Consider the following 18,236-nt stretch of genomic DNA (forward strand, 5'->3'; position numbering starts at 1 on the left):
CAACATTGTTCAGTGTCCGGTAGCCATACCCGCGCCCCTTGGATAGCGAACGCTTTCAACCAGCTCCTGGATCTCTTGTGGCGGCTTCTCTGTCATACCTGATACCACAAAGGCGACCGCAAAGTTGATTATTGCGCCAACCGCACCAAAAGACAGGGGTGATATTCCCAGCAACCAGTTATCCGGCGTATTGGCCAGATTATTGGTGCCGGGAATAAACAACCATCCAAGATAGATAAAGATATAAACCAGAGTCGACAACAGGCCCGCTAGCATGCCAGCAATAGCGCCTCTGTTATTCATCCGTTTGGAGAATATTCCCATCATCAGTACCGGGAAGATAGACGCCCCGGCAATCCCAAAGGCCAGTGCCACTACCTGTGCCGCAAAGCCCGGCGGATTCATCCCCAGATAGGTTGCCACCACAATGGCTACTGCCATGGAGATTCGCGCTGCACGTAACTCACCACGCTCCGATATTTTCGGATTAATCGAACCTTTTATCAGGTCATGACTGATTGCCGAGGAGATGGCGAGCAACAGACCTGCAGCGGTTGACAATGCGGCAGCCAGACCACCGGCAGCAATCAGACCCACTACCCAGGGCGGCAGATTGGCGATTTCCGGATTAGCCAGCACCAGAATGTCGTTATTTACATTCAGTTCATTGCCATTCCAGCCTCTTTGAGACGCAGTCTGAGCAAACTCAGGGCTGTCATTATACAGTTGAATACGCCCATCGCTGTTTTTGTCTTCAAACTGGATCAGGCCGGTTTTCTCCCAGGTCTGGATCCAGTCCGGACGCTCTTCATACTTGATCGCATCGGCTGTCGGACCATCTGGGTAGATTGTATTGAGCAGATTCAGACGGGCCATAGATGCCACCGCAGGCGCAGTAACATACAACAGCGCAATAAACACCAGTGCCCAGCCGGCGGACCAGCGCGCATCAGCGACCTTAGGCACAGTGAAAAAGCGGATAATAACGTGGGGCAACCCCGCAGTTCCGATCATCAGCGACAAGGTAAACAGCACCATATTCAGCTTATTCGGAACATCAGCGGTGTAATCTCTGAAACCCAGTTCATTGACCACCTGATCCAGCTTTGCCAACAAAGGCATACCGGACTCAGTATGCTCTGAGAACAGGCCCAGTCCGGGCACCGGATTACCGGTCAGTTGCAGTGAAATAAACACAGCCGGTATGGTATAGGCAATGATCAGTACCACATACTGTGCAACCTGAGTGTAGGTAATCCCTTTCATGCCGCCCATGACTGCATACAGAAATACCACCACGGCCGCAATCATCAGACCGGTATTGCTGTCCACCTCCAAAAAGCGCGAAAACGCCACACCAGCGCCGGTCATCTGTCCGATAACATAGGTTGTAGAGGCAATAATCAGACAAGCCACGGCCACCAGCCGGGCACCGGAGCTGTAGAATCGGTCACCGATAAAATCCGGCACGGTAAACTTGCCGAATTTGCGCAGATAAGGTGCCAACAGCATGGCTAATAGTACATACCCCCCTGTCCAGCCCATTAAAAATGTGGAATTCGCATAACCACCAGCCGCAATCAGACCAGCCATGGAAATAAACGAAGCCGCTGACATCCAGTCTGCCGCTGTTGCCATACCGTTTAACACCGGATGAACACCGCCACCGGCAACATAGAAATCCCGCGTCGAACCGGCCCGGGCCCATATTGCAATGCCGATATACAGGGCAAAGGATGCACCGACGAAAATCAGGTTAATTGTGAATTGGCTCATTACCTTTACTCCTCATTAACGCCGAAGCGTTTATCCAGCTGGTTCATTTTCCAGGCATAGAAAAACACCAGCACGATAAAGGTCAGGATGGAGCCCTGCTGGGCAAACCAGAAGCCAAGATCGGTGCCACCAACTCTGATATCGGCCAGCCAGGGCCGAAACAGAATACCAAAGCCGTAGGATGACAATGCCCAGACTACCAAACAGCCGGCAATCAAACGCAAGTTAGCCTTCCAGTAGGCCTGGGCGATACTTTTGTCGTCCGCCATTTGTTTACTCCTATCGTTATTGTTGTAAAACAATTGTTAATCTAGCAGCCACTACATAACCTACTAGCCCGACTTTAGTCGAACAAGAGATAAAAAATTTGGCACAATAGCCTTCCGGACTGGTATCAGGGGCCTGACAGACGGTAAAAGCGTTTCACAGCGAACCCCGACCATGGTCGTATAGGTCTGGATTAAGGTTTAATGCTCAGATCAACCCTCAATCCGTTGCAGAATAAAACAGCGATCTAATGGATAATAATTAAAATGGCGATCACTTTTTTCTGGATTTTAGTCGCACTGGCGTATGTCGGAGCCCTATTTTGGCTGGCACAGCGCGGCGATCACTCAGGCTCCCGCGCCAATACGCTGGCCCGCCATCCGGTCATTTACAGCCTGGCACTGGGGATCTACTGCACCTCCTGGACTTACTATGGTGCCATCGGCGAAGCCGCAAAGTCCCAGTGGCAATACCTGCCTATTCTGCTGGGTCCGATACTGTTATTTATCTTTGGCTACCCGATGCTGCAAAAAATGCTGCTGGTCAGCAAACGGCAAAATATTACGTCTGTATCCGATTTTATTTCTTCCCGTTACGGAAAAAGACGCAGTATTGCCGTTCTCGTTACCTTATTGATGACCCTGGCGACTATTCCCTATATCGCCCTGCAGCTTAAAGCCGTAGACGCCAGTTTCGCCGTCTTTGCCAACCTTGAAAGCGGCGGAGGTAACAATATTAAGGCCCTGGGAGCCACCCTGATTATGGCGTTGTTTGCAGTGCTTTTTGGCACCCGTCATGCCGATATCACACAATATCGGTCCGGGCTGATGCTGGCCATAGGTGCAGAATCACTGGTTAAACTCTTCGGACTCTGTTTTGCCGGACTGTTCGCCTATGCCCTGTTGATGTCACCGGATACCGATTGGCAATCAGTCACCGCACAGGCAGGACTGTGGTCAGACTGGCGTGGCTCCTCCTTTGATTTTGTGATGCAGGCGCTGATGGCCGCGGCTGCGATTTTTTGTCTGCCGCGACAGTTTCACGTGATGATTGTGGACAATCACAAAACCTCTCATCTGGCCATGGCCCGCTGGCTTTTCCCTTTGTATCTTGTACTGACCGCCATTGCCATCATTCCCATTTCTATGGCGGGCAATATCCTGTTTGCCGGAAGCGGCGTGGATCAGGACACCTTTTTGATGCAGCTGCCTTTGTCTCAAGGACATCATCTTTTGAGCCTGCTGGTATTGATTGGCGGGATTTCCGCCGCCACGGCCATGATCGTCGTGTCCGGGCTGGCGTTGTCTACCATGCTGACTAATGACGTGATTGTACCGTTGCTACTGAGAAATCAGCCCAGGCGCTGGCTTAAAGACAAAAACTATAAGAAGCGCCTGCTCAATATCCGTCGCCTGGTGATCCTGTTGATTCTGCTGATGGCTTATAGCTATTTCGTAATCTGGGCCGATAAAAGCGCGTTATCCAGCATGGGTTTACTGGCCTTTTCAATGGTGGTGCAACTGACACCTGCTATCCTTGGCGGATTGTACTGGAAACAGGGCCACGCCAGTGGGGTGATCGGTGGCCTTGCACTCGGCCTGGGCTGCTGGGTGATGTTTGTTATGCTGCCACTGGCAGAGCAACCAGGTACGCAAAACAGCATCAGTATTATCACCCAGGGTGTGGCCATCAGTTGGATAGCCAACCTCGCCGGTTACCTGCTGTTCTCTCTGAGCGCCGGACATAGTCTGCTTGAACGTATGCAGGCCAGCGCATTTGTTACGCCCAATGCCGATGCTGGTGTCAATAAACGGATCAGTGCACAGAGCAAGATCAGTAATGGGGATCTCAAAGAGCTGCTGAATACCTTTGTCGGCGCCACCCGCACCGATCAACTGATACACCATTATTGCAAAGAACAGCAAACCCAACTGAGTGACAATGCCACGCCCAGTGATGATTTTATCCAGTTCTGTGAACGCAGTCTGGCCGGTGTACTCGGCGGGAGTTCCGCACGCTCACTGATCAAAGTGTTGATCTCCGGGCAGCAAATGGATGTGGAAGAAGTCTTTACCTTTTTTGAAGACACCACCGAAGCGCTGAAAACCAATCAGGCCATCCTGTTCAGCAGCATTGAAAACCTCAGTCAGGGGATCAGCGTAGTGGATAGAGACCTGAAGCTGGTAGCGTGGAACAAAGCATATCTTGATCTGTTTGATTATCCGGCGGAACTGGTGGAGATTGGCCAACCTATCGAAAACCTGGTGCGTTACAATGCTCTTCACGGCGAATGTGGGCCTGGCGAAGTAGAAGAACTCGTACAAAAACGTCTGCAACATATGCAGCATGGCTCACAACATCGTTTTATCCGCCGTCGCTCCGATGGACGGGTTATTGAAATGAATGGTAACCCCCTTCCTACCGGCGGCTTTGTCACCAGCTTTAACGACATTACCGAACATGTGGAGATCCAAAAAGCGCTGGAAGAAGCCAACATCGATCTGGAAAAGCGCATTGATCACCGTACCCGCCAGATCCGCGAAATTAATCAGGAACTCAAACAGGCAAAGCTCCAGGCTGAGCAGGCTAATCGCTCCAAAACCCGTTTTCTGGCTCTGGCCAGCCACGATATTTTGCAACCATTGAACGCTGCCCGGTTATATTTATCGGCAATTAACGAGCAGGAGCTGTCTGAGCATAACCTGCAGATCACCCATAAGCTTGGCGCCTCACTCAATGCCAGTGAACAGCTTATTTCCACCTTGCTGGAAATTGCCAAGCTGGAACAGGGTGCACTTACCCCTACCCCCTCTCATTTTGCAGTGAGGGATTTAATTCACTCTCTGGAGCAGGAATTCAGAGGCATGGCAGAAATGAATGGCGTATCGCTGCATATCCGCCAATCGAATGCTATCGTACACAGCGATCCAACCTATCTTCGCCGCATCTTGCAGAATCTGATTTCCAATGCCATAAAATACAGCCCCGGAGGTCGGGTGCTGGTCGGCTGCAGAAAGCGCAGCGACCACCTGCGGGTCGAGGTATGGGATAACGGGCTGGGTATCTCACAAGCCGAACAGGATGAAATCTTTTCCGATTTCTACCGTGCACACCGGGGCCAGATCAAGGGAGTTGGTCTGGGCCTTGGTGTGGTAAAGAAAATGAGCGAGCAACTGAATCATCCGATTACCCTGCGATCAGAAGTGGGTTACGGTAGTTGTTTTAGTGTGCGTATTCCCCTCGGCAGCAAAGCGCTGGACCGCCATAAGCAGCATCAGCAGGGCGCGCAGCAACGGTTTGAGCACACCAAGGTAATGTGTGTGGACGATAACCCTACGAACCTTGATGCGCTGCAAAGCTTACTGAGTAAATGGGGTTGCGATGGCGACTATCTTGACAAAGTGGGCACAGCGCTGGAGTACGCCAGTCAGCACAATGCCCCGGATCTGCTGATTATCGATTATCAGCTTGATAGTGAAAATATTGATGGCCTGGCTCTGATCACCAAACTACGCAGCATCTGGCAACAGGAATTGCCAGCGTTGCTGGTGACCGCCAATAAAGATGAAGGACTCAGGAATAAAGCAGGCCAACACCGTGTAAACTTTTTGGCCAAACCGATAAAACCGGCTGCACTGAAGGCCTGGATTGAGCATCATCAGGGTTGAATAGTTGATCAACCACGACGGCGCAGAGCACACAGAGATATCAATGGATTACTGCCCTTATCTTCTCTGCGCTCTTTGCGGCTCTGCGAGATCTCAGGCTTTTGTTTTTTGATCTCGCTGAGGCGCTAAGACGCCGAGATTTGTGAGGTAAATACCTTGCCCCCTGCCGTGCTTTTCGTTGTCAAACGCTTTTAAACCACTAACAACACAAAAAGCACGAACAGATCAGCCCGTGCATAACCACAGGAGTACGAAGAACACAGAGGATCACAATTTAAGTGGCCAGTTATCAGCCCTCAGATGTTAGCTTCTGAAGACTGAAAGCTGCTGGCTGAAAACTTTTCTGATTCTGTACACTTTGTGTCTGTGGGGTGAATGCCGCTTTTCGTTGTTCCAGCTTTTTCCATACTCTTTCATGGAAATAAAAAGCCACGGTATTGACCGCCGGTTCAATCAGCGCCACCAGCCCCCCAATAAGCACATCACCGGTGAGCAAATAAGTGATACTAAAGGCAATACTGAAATGTATCAGTGCAAAGGTAAATGTCTTCGTCATGGTCAGCTCCTTAAACTTGATACTGAGAGCTTAGCAACGCCAAACACATTTCAATAACGATTAAAATTAAACATCGAAATCTATTATTACGATTAAGAAATATTGAGTGCCGATCATGCCCGAATGCCGTTATCGGGCCTGTCCAGCACCTTTGATTGTAAGGTTTTATTATCCAGCACTTTGACAATTAATAGGCTGCTGGGCATCCAGCGCTCTTATAAAAGAACTTAACCACAGAGGCACGGAGAGCACAGAGATACCATAAATGTAGCCACACTAGTCCAATAAATTGGACTCTACATGATGTCGCTCGTCTTCTCGTCGTCAGCAGATCAGCGGTGAAAAACCTTTTAAAACCTCTGCGATCTCAGCGCCGCAGCGAGATCTTAAGCTTTTATTCCTTTGATCTCGCTGAGGCGCAAAGGCGCAGAGATTTGAATGGCTAGACGCTTTAACCCCTTTCGTGTTTTTTTCGTGCCTTTCGTGGTAAAAAAGCCTTCACCGCGGGGACGCGAAGAACGCGGAGGTAACTGAGATTAAAGATGCAGATCTCCGCGTCCTCTGCGACTCTGCGGTGAATATGCCCTTTTCGTGCTGTTCGTGTGGTTTGAAAAATTCGTTTCTGATAATTTAGCGCTTTTCAATAAAAAACCGGCTGCCAGAGGCAACCGGTTTTGATTCTTTCTGAGTTTGTGCGGCAGGTTTATTAAGCCACAGACTTTTTCTTTGTGGATTGGGACTTCTTACCCAGATTTTCAAGCTCGCCCGGCTGAAAATCATCCACACTCAGAGCATTACGGCGAAGTGTATCTGTGCGTTTAAGCTGCCCGGCCTCATGCTGAGAAATAATCTCCTGCTCAAGCGCCGCATCAAGCATCTTGTCGAAAGGCAGCTTGCGGGCAAGCTTACCGTCCTTTTGCGCCTTGAGGAGTTTTTTCTCAATCGGCACAACATCATGCATGGCAATAAAGGCCCGCTCAACAATACCCACCGGATCGTCTTCTTTATCACCGATATAACACAGATGAGTAAGGCGATCGCGCATTACGCCAGGTTGCATAAGGCTGTCGCTCACATGCTGAGTAACATCGTCCTGTGGCATCTGATAATGGATCCCCCAGGGGAACACAACCCGTTTAACCACATTCGCCACCAGGCGGTTCGGGAAGTTCTGGAAGAAGCCATCAAAAGCATGACCGATTTTGTACAGACAACGCTGCATTGAATAGTGCACAAAAGGCAGGTCGGCGACCTGACGACCATCGCTCTCATAGCGCTTAAGCACTGCAGATGCGATATAAAGCTGACTCAATACATCACCTAAACGGGCGGAAATCATTTCTTTGCGTTTAAGGTCTCCTCCCAGAATCAGCATAGAGAAGTCTGAGCACAGTGCCAGCCCTCGGGACATACGAGACAGTTGCTTATAGTAGGTCGCGGTTTCACCAGATACCGGCGCAGAAGCAAAACGCCCCGCAGTCAGTCCCTGCCACAGTGAACCAAAGAAGTTACCGGCAGCGAAACCTACGTGTTTAATCAACAGGCCATCAAAATCTTTCAGCCCCTGCTCGGCATCTTCATTGGCCGCGGCTTCCATCTCGGCAAACACATAGGGATGACAACGGGTGGCGCCCTGACCGAAGATCATCAGATTACGGGTGAGAATATTTGCCCCTTCCACTGTAATGGCTACAGGCGTACCGAAATACTGGTGACCCAGATAGTTTTTCGGCCCTAACTGCACTCCTTTACCGGCATGAATGTCCATGGCGTCATTGATTACTTCACGTGACATCTCGGTCATATGATATTTGGCAATCGCGGTGACGACCGACGGGCTCTCACCCAGGTCGATGGCACCGGCGGTCATGGTGCGCATGGCTTCGAGGGTATAAGTGAGACCACCGATACGACCCATGGCTTCCTGCACCCCTTCAAACTTACCAATAGACAGACCAAACTGTTTACGGGCAACTGAATAGGCCCCTGTTGTACGGGCACAGAGCTGAGCATTGGCCGTGGCCAGAGCGGGCAGAGAAATACCGCGCCCCGCAGACAAACACTCAACCAGCATACGCCACCCACGACCGGCAAAGTCAGGGCCGCCGATGATCCAATCCAGCGGAATAAACACCTCTTTACCCCGTGTCGTTCCGTTCATAAATGCCATGGCCACAGGGAAATGGCGCTCACCGGTCTCAACACCCGGGTGATCAACCGGGATCAGCGCACAGGTGATCCCCAGCTCTTTTTGATCGCCCAGCAAGCCCTCAGGATCGTACATCTTAAATGCCAGCCCTAACACCGTCGCCACGGGGGCTAATGTGATATAGCGCTTATCCCAGGTCAGTTTCAGACCCAGCACTTCCTTACCGTCATGCATGCCCTTGCAGACAATCCCTTCATCGGGAATTGCCCCGGCATCAGAGCCGGCTTCAGGCCCGGTGAGGGCGAAACAAGGTACATCTGTGCCGTCTGAAAGACGGGGGAGCCAGTAGTCTTTTTGCTGCTGAGTACCATAATGCAACAGCAACTCACCAGGGCCCAGGGAGTTGGGTACCATTACCGTCACCGCCGCGCTTAATGAACGGGTCGAAATGCGCGATACGATGGTGGAGTTGGCAATGGCAGAAAATTCCTTACCACCAAAAGATTTAGGAATGATCATGGCGAAGAAACCTTCCTTGCGCAGATAATCCCACACCTCTTTAGGCAGATCCTTTTGCTCATGAACAATCTTGTAGTCGTCCAGCATAGCCAGCAACGTTTCAACCTGATTGTCCATAAAGGACTGTTCCTCATCGCTCAGCGCTGGTTTGGCATAACCATGTAAGGTATCCCAGTCAGGCTTACCACGAAATAGTTCTCCTTCCCACCAGATAGAACCGGCTTCCATGGCTTCTCGCTCTGTGCTGGACATAGGGGGCAGAATTTTTTTAAAAACCTGAAATACCGGTTTGGTAATCAGATTTCGTCTTATATCGGTGACGCCCAGAATAATCGCGGCAACGACAATAATAATTAACAAAATAGACATAAAAGCACCCTCAGGTTATGCAATTTCCAATACCGGATTTGACTGTTGTGTTTCGGTATGGGCTTTTGCCCCTACCCCCGCTGAAATATAAGGCATTAACCGGTGAATAATGCCTTCAACAGTAACTTGTTGCTGATAATCAGCCAGAGCAATTTCGCTCAACGCCTTGCTCGAAGCCATAGTGAACACGAAAGTACCGATGGCAAAGTGCAATCGCCAGAACAGCTCCGCGCTGGACAAATCCGGCACTGCCAGATGCACCGCATTCACGAAACTCTTCAGCATTTGCCCATAGTGAAAGGTAATATACTTACGCAGGTGACCCTGCGATTCAGAATATCCGCGGCCCAACAGACGCACAAACAGTGCAGTACCATCAGGGCGCACCTGATTAAGCAGCAGCAATGGTTTCACCAGACTGGTAAAAACCTGCTCCACATCTGGTTTGGGATGTTTCGCAAGTAAGGTGATAATCTGTTGGTCTACTTGTGGCATAAAGACTTTAAGATAGCGCTGCAGCACTTCCTGGATCAGTTGTTTCTTAGAGCCAAAATGATAATTGACCGACGCCAGATTAACTTTGGCCTCGGTTGTTATTGCCCGCAAAGAAGTATCACCAAAGCCATGTTCGGCGAACAACCGCTCGGCGGCATTCAGAATTTGTGTTTTGGTATCCATCGCCATGTATCAAACGCCCGATTCAAACAGTAGTTTGAATTTATACTTATATACAGTCAATTTCAAGCGCTTGTTTGAAAAAGTTCTGACACCCCCAGCGTTACATTCTGTTACGAATACCTCCTGGTCGGATGAGTGCAACCTTATGATATTGTTGAGTTTTAACCAAAATTAAGTGAACAATTCAATTTTAACGGAACTGAACGCTGGCTGAACAGGTCGTAATAATCAGTGGCACTAAAAATGTTTTCCCTTCTCCCTGGACCCGATTTCACTAGCGCTTTTTTGAAACCGGGTCTTTTTTATTTTACCCCTGCACACCCCACCACGCAGATACCAATATGCGCTTAGCTTGATATACTGGCTCTACCGGCGACGCTTCTTGTCAGCCAGATAACAATAATCAAATAAGGGAATACTATGTTACGACAGAAATTATCAATGCCAGCTATTTTAGTGGCGCTGGCTTTGGGTACTACAGCCTGCCAACAGCCACCACAAACGCAAAAACAAGAGACAGCCAGGACTCTCACACCAGAAGATGCGCGCATCTTCTTGCAGGAAGCTCAGGCTGAACTGGAAAAATTACAGTTACCCGCGGTTCAGGCCGCGTGGGCCTATGCAACCTATATCAATCAGGACACCTCCGCCGTTTCCGCCTATTTAAGTGAGAAGCTTTCATCCCGACAGGCGGAACTGGCCAAAGAAGCCGCCAAATTCAGTGACGTGCAGGTGGATGCCGATACCCGCCGCCAGCTGAATTTGCTGGTGAATTCCTTTGTTCTGGCCCCACCCTCCGATTCTGAGAAATCTGAACGGCTTGCCAAACTCTCTTCTGAGTTAGATGGTATGTACGGGAAAGGTAAATATTGCCCACAAGACGGCGAATGCATGAGCCTGGGCGAAATGACCGCGAAAATGGCCAGAGTACGTGATCACGAGGAACTGCTGGATATCTGGCAGGGCTGGCGGCAAATCAGCCCGCCCATGAAGCCTTTGTATGAAGAGCTGGTAACCCTGGCTAATGAAGGTGCACAGGAGCTGGGCTTCGCTGACACCAGCGAGCTGTGGCGTGGCAAGTATGATATGCCCGCCGAAGAGTTCGGCCCTGAACTGGACCGCACCTGGAATCAGGTAAAACCTTTTTATGATGCCCTGCATTGTCACGTGCGCGCCAAACTGGGCGAACACTACGGTACCGATGTAGTGCCGCAGGATTTGCCGATTCCGGCTCACTTGCTGGGCAATATGTGGGCGCAGACCTGGGGCAATATATACGAACTGGTGAAACCTGAGCAAAAGATGACGGTACCGGATGTGACCGCGGCCCTCAAAGATCAGAATTATGACGAGATAAAAATGGTCGAACAGGCAGAGTCTTTCTTTAGCTCATTGGGCTTTGCAGAACTGCCAGAAACCTTCTGGGAGCGTTCACAATTTACCAAACCCCGCGACAGAGATGTAATCTGCCATGCCTCGGCCTGGGATATTGATGATAAAGACGATCTGCGTATCAAGATGTGTATCCAGAAAACCGGTGAAGAGTTTAATGTCATTCACCACGAACTGGGGCATAACTATTATCAACGCGCCTATAAAGACCAGCCGCTGTTATACCGTGGTTCGGCCAATGACGGCTTCCATGAAGCCATCGGTGACACAATTGCGCTGTCGATTACGCCAAAATACCTTAAGCAAATTGACCTGATTGATGAGATCCCCGATGAGTCTAACGATATTGGTATGCTGATGCAGGTGGCTCTGGACAAGATCGCCTTTATTCCCTTCGGGCTGATGGTAGATCAGTGGCGCTGGAAAGTGCTTTCCGGTGAAGTCAAACCAGAAAATTACAACCAGGCCTGGTGGGAGCTGCGCGAGAAATATCAGGGCGTCAGAGCGCCCATCGAGAGGCCTGCCGATGCCTTTGACCCAGGTTCAAAGTACCATGTGCCGGGTAATACACCCTACACCCGTTACTTTCTGGCGCATATACTGCAATTCCAGTTTCACAAAGCCCTGTGTGAAATTGCCGGAGATAAAGGTCCAATTCATCGCTGTTCAATCTATGGCAGCAAAGAGGCCGGTGAAGCCCTCAATGCCATGCTGGAGATGGGTCAGAGTCGCCCCTGGCAGGAAGCTCTTGAGAGCCTGACCGGTTCAGCGCAAATGGATGCCACCGCAGTACTGGACTACTTCGCCCCCCTGAAAACCTGGCTTGATGAACAAAACCAGGGCCGTCAGTGCGGCTTTTAAACTGACAGCCTGTTGTAAATAACGAAAAGGTCGACCATAGCGTCGACCTTTTTATTGCCTGAAATCCTTGTTGATGTTGATTTCTGCAGCAGTTTGTCGCGTATTCAGACAAGGCAGAGTGAATCTGGTTTACATGCTCTCACAAATAGCAATAACACAATATCAATACGCTACGAACACTCTAGGCGTTCCGGCCAAGCTCAACACGCCCTAATCCAACATTGCCTTAAGGTGCACAATCACACTGCGGCCCAGCGCGCTCAGGGCATAGCCCCCCTCAAGGGTTGAGACCATGCGTCCCTGGCAATGTTTATTGGCCAGCGCCTTAAGCTGACTGGTGATCCAGTGATAGTCGGTTTCCACCAGCTTAAAGTGAGCCATATCATCTTCAAAATGCGCATCAAAACCGGCAGATATCATAATCAACTCAGGGGCAAACGCATCCAGCTTATCCAGCCAGCGGTCCTGAATGGCCTGCTGAAAGGCTTCACTATCCGTGCCCGCCGGTAGTGGCAGGTTGAGTATATGCTCATTGCCAGGCCCCACATTATAGGGATAGAAGGGATATTCGTAGCTGGAACAAAAAAGCACCCGTTGATCATTAAAAAAGATATTCTCGGTGCCATTGCCATGGTGCACATCAAAATCCACGATAGCAATGCGTTTCAGACCATACTGATGCAAGGCGTGCATGGCACCCACGGCAATATTGTTAAACAGACAAAATCCCATCGCCTTATCCCGTTCTGCATGGTGCCCTGGCGGGCGCACCGCACAAAATGCCTGGGACATTTCCCCGGATAATACTGCATCCACCGCCTGAATATTGGCGCCCGCCGCATACAAGGCCGCCTCCAGACTGTGCGGCATCATTTGAGTATCCGGATCCATCTGGACCTGGCCTGACTCCGGTGACAACGCAAACACCCTGTCCACATATTCCGGGCTATGCGCGCGATATAACTGAGTCCGGTCAGCTGCTATGGCCTGCTGTCTTACAACAGAAAACTCCATGCCGGAGGCGATCAACCTATCGTTAATCGCATCCAGCCGCTCCGGACATTCGGGATGTTCATTGCCGACATCGTGCTCACTGCATTTAGGATGACTGATAAATAACAGGCTCATTGACTCTCCAGCGACAGGCGTAACATCACTTCACCGGGCTCTTCAGTGGGCTCACGGACAAAACTGGCATTTTCGAAAATTCGCAACATGGTTTTATTGTCGGCCCTTACATAAGCCTGCATCATTTTTACCCCTCGTTGTTTCGCTATGTTGGCCATTTCGCTCAATAACTGCTTGGCCATACCCTTCCCCCTGTTGCTCTCACGGGTCACAAAAGCGACCTCGCAGGATTGGCCGTCGTTACTCAGATAGTACCGACCAACCGCCTGGATTTCAGACACCGAGCCATATTGTTTCACTATACATAAGGCAAGATCTCTTGACTGATCCACACTTACCAGCCCACAGGACTTTTCACGGGTCATCTGAGTGGGAATATGGTTATACCTTAAATATAGGGTTTCTTTAGTATGGGAATAGAAAAACTCCTGTAAACGCCGTTCATCCGCCGGGTTCAATGGACGCAGATCATAATTCTGGCCCTCAACACGCAGGGTTTTTACATTAATCGGACTCAGTTCCGGAACTTCTCTGGGATAGTCCTTCTGATAATGCGGCACCCAGTAATGCTCACGCACCTTTTCCAGCAACTCGGCACGAAACTTAGGGTGCGCCACCCGAATCAATTCCAGCGCCCGCTCCCGAATACTGCGCCCTTTTAATGAGGCTACCCCAAACTCAGTGACCACATAATGCACATGCCCTCTTGAGGTCACCACCCCACTGCCCGGAGTAATAGTAGGCACAATGCGCGATATCGTTCCCTGCTTTGCCGTCGAGGGCAGTGCAATAATGGGCTTGCCACCGGGGCTCAGGGCGGCACCGCGGATAAAATCGACCTGACCACCTATACCACTATAAAACTGATAGCCAATAGAGTCTGCCACCACCTGCCCGGTCAGATCCACTTCCAGTGCACTGTTGATGGCGACCATGTTGTGATTGCGGGCAATGTTAACCGGTGAGTTCACATAGCTGCTGGGATAAAACTCCACATGGGGATTATTATGTACAAAGTCATACAACCTCTGGCTGCCGAGACAGAAGCTGGTAACCGTTTTGCCGGGATGAAAGGTCTTATTGCGATTATTGATAACACCCTTAGCGATTAAATCGATAACGCCATCGGTAATCAATTCACTGTGGACCCCCAGGTCTTTGTGATTGTGCAGATAACGCAATACGGCATTGGGAATTTTGCCAACGCCAAGCTGGATGGTCGCACCATCTTCCACCAACATCGATACATATTGGCCGATGCGTTCGGTTTTTTTATCCGGCTCGTAATCAGGCAGGACCGGCAATGCCTGTTGCCGTTCAATGCACGCATCCAGTTCACTGACATGAATAAAGGAGTGGCCACTGGTACGGGGCATTAACGGATTGATCTGGGCAATAACCCGTTTCGCCTTACGTACCGCCGACAGGGTAACATCGACCGCAACGCCCAGCGAACAATAGCCGTATTGATCCGGCGGACTGATCATGATCAATGCCGCATCCAACGGCAAAATATCCTGTTCAAACAATGAATGAACCTCGGATAAAAAACACGGCGTATAGTCCGCCCGGCCTTCTGCCACTGCCCTGCGAATTTTGTCACTACCGATAAACAGGGTATTGACCTTAAACAGTTCACTGTACTCGGGTTCTACCCAGCGACTGTCGGACAGAGTCAGAGTATGGACAATCTCAATATCATGCAGACCATGACTGTCTTTGATCAGATCATCTATTAACCCGTTTGGCACACCGGCATTAGAGCCGAGAAATACCCGGCTGCCGGATTTAATCAGTGCCGGCCAGTCTGGCTGATTTGGCAACGCAATATACATAAAGCTGTCTGAGCTCGCGAATCCCACGGAAGTCTGATCATATCTTCCCTATGCACAACAGTATACCCAGCGTTGCAGCCGGATTACCGATAAGTCTCAATGCCTCAATAAAAAAAGCCGCTGTCCTGGCAGGCAGCGGCTTTTGCTTTCACTATCAACTCTTTTGACTTAGAAGGTGTAGATCCCTCTTATGTAGTAGAAGCCACCATTGATACCCATTGGCGCAGTGGTGGGATATTTAGAGCCCACCACACCGGCAAAAGGATTATCATCAGGTACATTGTCGAAAAGGTTCTTGGCCCCACCGGCAATCTGGAAATCATCGGTCAGGAAGTAACCCAGTTCTAGATCAACGGTCAGCTCAGAACCTGGATAGATATCCAGACCGCCACCAGCATCCACATGATCTTCATAATACTCGCCAAAGTAGTTCAGACGCATCAGCGCTCTGAAATCTTCTTTTGACCAGTTCATGGTATAGGTTCCACGGTGCGCTGGCAGGTTGTCTTCCAGCATTTCCACCTTGGCAAGGTTGATGTTATCCGGGTTGAAATCATCCACCGTGGTGTCCGTCCAGTTGTAAGCCAGTGAGTATTTCATATCACCGCCAAACACTTCATTGCTGTAGTTCATCACCACATCGATACCCTGCGTGGTGGTATCAAAGTCATTGGTAAAGTACACCACACTGCTGAAGCTGGTCGCATCACGAATACCCTGAGCCAGAAGCGCATCGATATCTTCCTGGGTCAGCGGAATAGCGGAAGTACGGCTCAAACGATCGGTCACTTCCACATTGAAGTAATCGATGGTCAGATACAAACCGTTTTCAAACTCACCCACTAAACCAAAGCTGTAGGCTACAGAGTCTTCAGGCTCCAGTGGCTCACCACCTTTTAGTGCCGCAATGGGGTTGGTGGGTGGCAACAAGGCCTGGTCCTGCAGCTGTGTACCCACAAACGCAGTGGTTACATTAATAACATTACTCTGACCAACAGTGGGTGCTTTAAAGCCGGTGCTGACGGCGCCACGTATCGCGAAGGTATCCGTCATCTGCAAACGGGCTGACAGCTTACCGTTAAAGGTTGATCCGAAGTCGGTGAAATCTTCATAACGGGCTGCGGCGCCAATCATCAGGTTTTCGGTGACATAAGCTTCCACATCCACAAAGCCTGCCCAGTTGCCACGGCTCCATTCACCTGCCGCTTCAGGTTTGATACCAGGGAAACCGTTTGAACCTATACCAAAGCCCTGAGAGGTACCGGTAGCCGGGTTAAAGGCCAGTGAACCAACAGCAAACGAAGCCGGATCGCCCGCTTCCTGCTTAAAGGTTTCACGGCGATATTCAATACCAGCCGCAAAGGCCAGTGGCTCGTACAGGCTGTCCATTTCAAATAATCTGGACACATCGAAGTTGAAATTCTGTTCCAGCTGGCTGGCAGTACCAGGCGCAAACTCCGTCGGCGTATTCGGGCCCAGTGAGGGGTTCACAGTATTGCGGATTGAATACTCAATTTGCGAGTAGCCCATGCCGATACTGATATCATAAAACCACTCACTCTCGGTGTAGCCTTTTGTACCCATTGCAATGGATGCGTCAGTTACGATACCGCCGAAGCGTGGCGTAAAGCCGCCGGGGAACATCTCATTGAAAGCCCAGCAATCAGGGTTATTAGCCACTTCACTGATATATCGCGGATTATCCAGTACGTTATCCCCCACGCGGATATCGGTGGGGCAATTAGCACTCATATCGTCGGTCAGATCACCTACCAACAAAAGTTGATGCCCTTCATCTTCATCGATCACGCCATCGCCGTTCAAATCTGCAGGCTCAATTCCGCCGCTATACACTCCCCCACGGGTATGAGGGTTACGGTAATAAAAACCACCGTCTATTTCACGTTCGGCCCAATTGGTGAACATATAGGCTTCTTTATCGTTGCCCAGGTCCAGACCAAAGTTACCCACCAGTTTAAAGTCATATTTAATTTTTGGTGTACCCCAGATTTGCGCGGGGTTTTCAATATCCGGGTTACCCCCTGCTGCCAGTGCTGCGGCATCATCACGCTGTACACTGCGACTGGTAGCATCCGCTTCACGGTACTCCATGGAGAAGTTGGCAAAACCATCATCGGTCAGCGGCAAACCAATATTACCGGCTACCTGAAGGGTGTCGCCGTCTCCTTCCATGGTTTCGCCCCAACGGGCTTCAATCATGCCCCCGTCGGCGTCATCCTTAAGAACAAAATTGATTACTCCGGCGATCGCATCGGAACCATACTGCGCAGCGGCGCCATCGCGCAGCACTTCAACCTGTTTCAGTGCAACGGCGGGAATATTTGAAATATCGGGGCCCTGGGCACCATCAGACAAACTCCCGCCAAGGAACGTAATCACCGCACTGCGATGACGGCGCTTACCGTTTACCAGCACCAGGGTGTGGTCTGAGGCCAGCCCACGAAGGTTAGCCGGTCTTACCAGCGTCGAGGCATCATTAATGGGCTGGTCATTAACGTTAAACGAGGGCACAACGGTGCTCATCATTGACATCATGTCAGTGGCGCCCTGTGCGGCAAATTCATCGGCACCAATAATATCCAGAGGTACCGCAGAGTCGCCTACTGAACGCGGTGCGGCACGGGTACCGACAATGGCTATTTTCTCAACCGGACCGGTTTCTGCTGCATTGGAATCATCCTCCTGCGCTGAAACATTTAAACTTACCGCCAGGCTGGCAGCAGCTGCTGATGTGAGAGCAAACTTAATACTTTTAGATAGATGTGTGATTTGGGTAGGCATAGACCTTCTCCAACTTGTCGTTTTTATATCGTTGGTACGATGAACCTTGTGGAACAACCGCACCGCATTTTTAGCGTTGCTCTTCAAACTCTTACCGGTTTGTCTGTTTCAACAACGCCTTATTGTTATAGTACGAAAGTACAGTTTGCGAGATGTAAAACAACAGTAGCGATTACAGACAAAAATCTGCACACCAAAGGGTTTTACTCAGAAATACATTCATTCATCTCACAAAA

At 50.2% G+C, this 18,236-nt stretch carries 10 protein-coding genes; 2 read left to right on the forward strand and 8 right to left on the reverse strand.

The window, feature by feature from the left end; all coding sequences use genetic code 11:
• Window positions 1-9: 9 nt before the first annotated feature.
• Together CDA54_RS10830 and CDA54_RS10835 are read right to left on the reverse strand one after the other, a co-directional pair.
• Window positions 10-1,776 carry a sodium:solute symporter family protein gene (locus CDA54_RS10830; protein ID WP_099035035.1) on the reverse strand — a complete coding sequence of 589 codons (1,767 nt, stop codon included), beginning with the start codon at window positions 1,774-1,776 and terminating at the stop codon, window positions 10-12.
• Between the two features lie 5 nt (window positions 1,777-1,781).
• Window positions 1,782-2,045, reverse strand: coding sequence for a DUF4212 domain-containing protein (locus CDA54_RS10835; RefSeq protein ID WP_099035036.1), 264 nt, complete (start codon window positions 2,043-2,045; stop codon window positions 1,782-1,784).
• 270 nt (window positions 2,046-2,315) lie between these two features.
• Here CDA54_RS10835 and CDA54_RS10840 point away from each other — a divergent pair, with 270 nt between their 5' ends.
• On the forward strand, window positions 2,316-5,711 hold the full coding sequence (locus CDA54_RS10840; RefSeq protein ID WP_099035164.1) for a PAS domain-containing hybrid sensor histidine kinase/response regulator: 3,396 nt from the start codon (window positions 2,316-2,318) through the stop codon (window positions 5,709-5,711).
• 289 nt (window positions 5,712-6,000) lie between these two features.
• On the opposite strand, the gene CDA54_RS10845 is transcribed toward CDA54_RS10840, so the two are convergent.
• From CDA54_RS10845 to psrA, 3 genes are all read right to left on the reverse strand, one after another.
• A complete protein-coding gene (locus CDA54_RS10845; RefSeq protein ID WP_099035037.1) occupies window positions 6,001-6,267 on the reverse strand; it encodes a DUF2061 domain-containing protein in 267 nt (88 codons plus the stop codon).
• Between the two features lie 706 nt (window positions 6,268-6,973).
• Window positions 6,974-9,304, reverse strand: coding sequence for an acyl-CoA dehydrogenase (locus tag CDA54_RS10850; protein WP_099035038.1), 2,331 nt, complete (start codon window positions 9,302-9,304; stop codon window positions 6,974-6,976).
• Window positions 9,305-9,319: 15 nt separating this feature from the next.
• The gene (gene psrA, locus CDA54_RS10855) at window positions 9,320-9,988 is read right to left on the reverse strand and encodes a TetR family transcriptional repressor PsrA (RefSeq protein ID WP_099035039.1); all 669 of its coding nucleotides are present in this window, start codon (window positions 9,986-9,988) and stop codon (window positions 9,320-9,322) included.
• A 414-nt stretch (window positions 9,989-10,402) separates the two neighbouring features.
• Between psrA and CDA54_RS10860 the strand changes: the two genes are divergently transcribed.
• Complete coding sequence (locus tag CDA54_RS10860; protein WP_099035040.1) at window positions 10,403-12,235, forward strand: M2 family metallopeptidase; 1,833 nt, start codon at window positions 10,403-10,405, stop codon at window positions 12,233-12,235.
• A gap of 210 nt (window positions 12,236-12,445) precedes the next feature.
• On the opposite strand, the gene CDA54_RS10865 is transcribed toward CDA54_RS10860, so the two are convergent.
• The 3 genes from CDA54_RS10865 to CDA54_RS10875 all read right to left on the reverse strand — a co-directional run bounded on the left by CDA54_RS10865 (window position 12,446) and on the right by CDA54_RS10875 (window position 18,000).
• Window positions 12,446-13,363 carry a histone deacetylase family protein gene (locus CDA54_RS10865; protein WP_099035041.1) on the reverse strand — a complete coding sequence of 306 codons (918 nt, stop codon included), beginning with the start codon at window positions 13,361-13,363 and terminating at the stop codon, window positions 12,446-12,448.
• A complete protein-coding gene (locus CDA54_RS10870; protein WP_099035042.1) occupies window positions 13,360-15,198 on the reverse strand; it encodes a GNAT family N-acetyltransferase in 1,839 nt (612 codons plus the stop codon). Before CDA54_RS10870 ends, CDA54_RS10865 begins: the two co-directional genes overlap by 4 nt.
• A 168-nt stretch (window positions 15,199-15,366) precedes the next feature.
• Window positions 15,367-18,000 carry a TonB-dependent receptor plug domain-containing protein gene (locus tag CDA54_RS10875; protein WP_099035043.1) on the reverse strand — a complete coding sequence of 878 codons (2,634 nt, stop codon included), beginning with the start codon at window positions 17,998-18,000 and terminating at the stop codon, window positions 15,367-15,369.
• Between the last annotated feature and the right edge of the window lie 236 nt (window positions 18,001-18,236).

Origin of the sequence: Lacimicrobium alkaliphilum (genome assembly GCF_002591895.1) — a bacterium.
GTDB lineage: Bacteria > Pseudomonadota > Gammaproteobacteria > Enterobacterales > Alteromonadaceae > Lacimicrobium > Lacimicrobium alkaliphilum.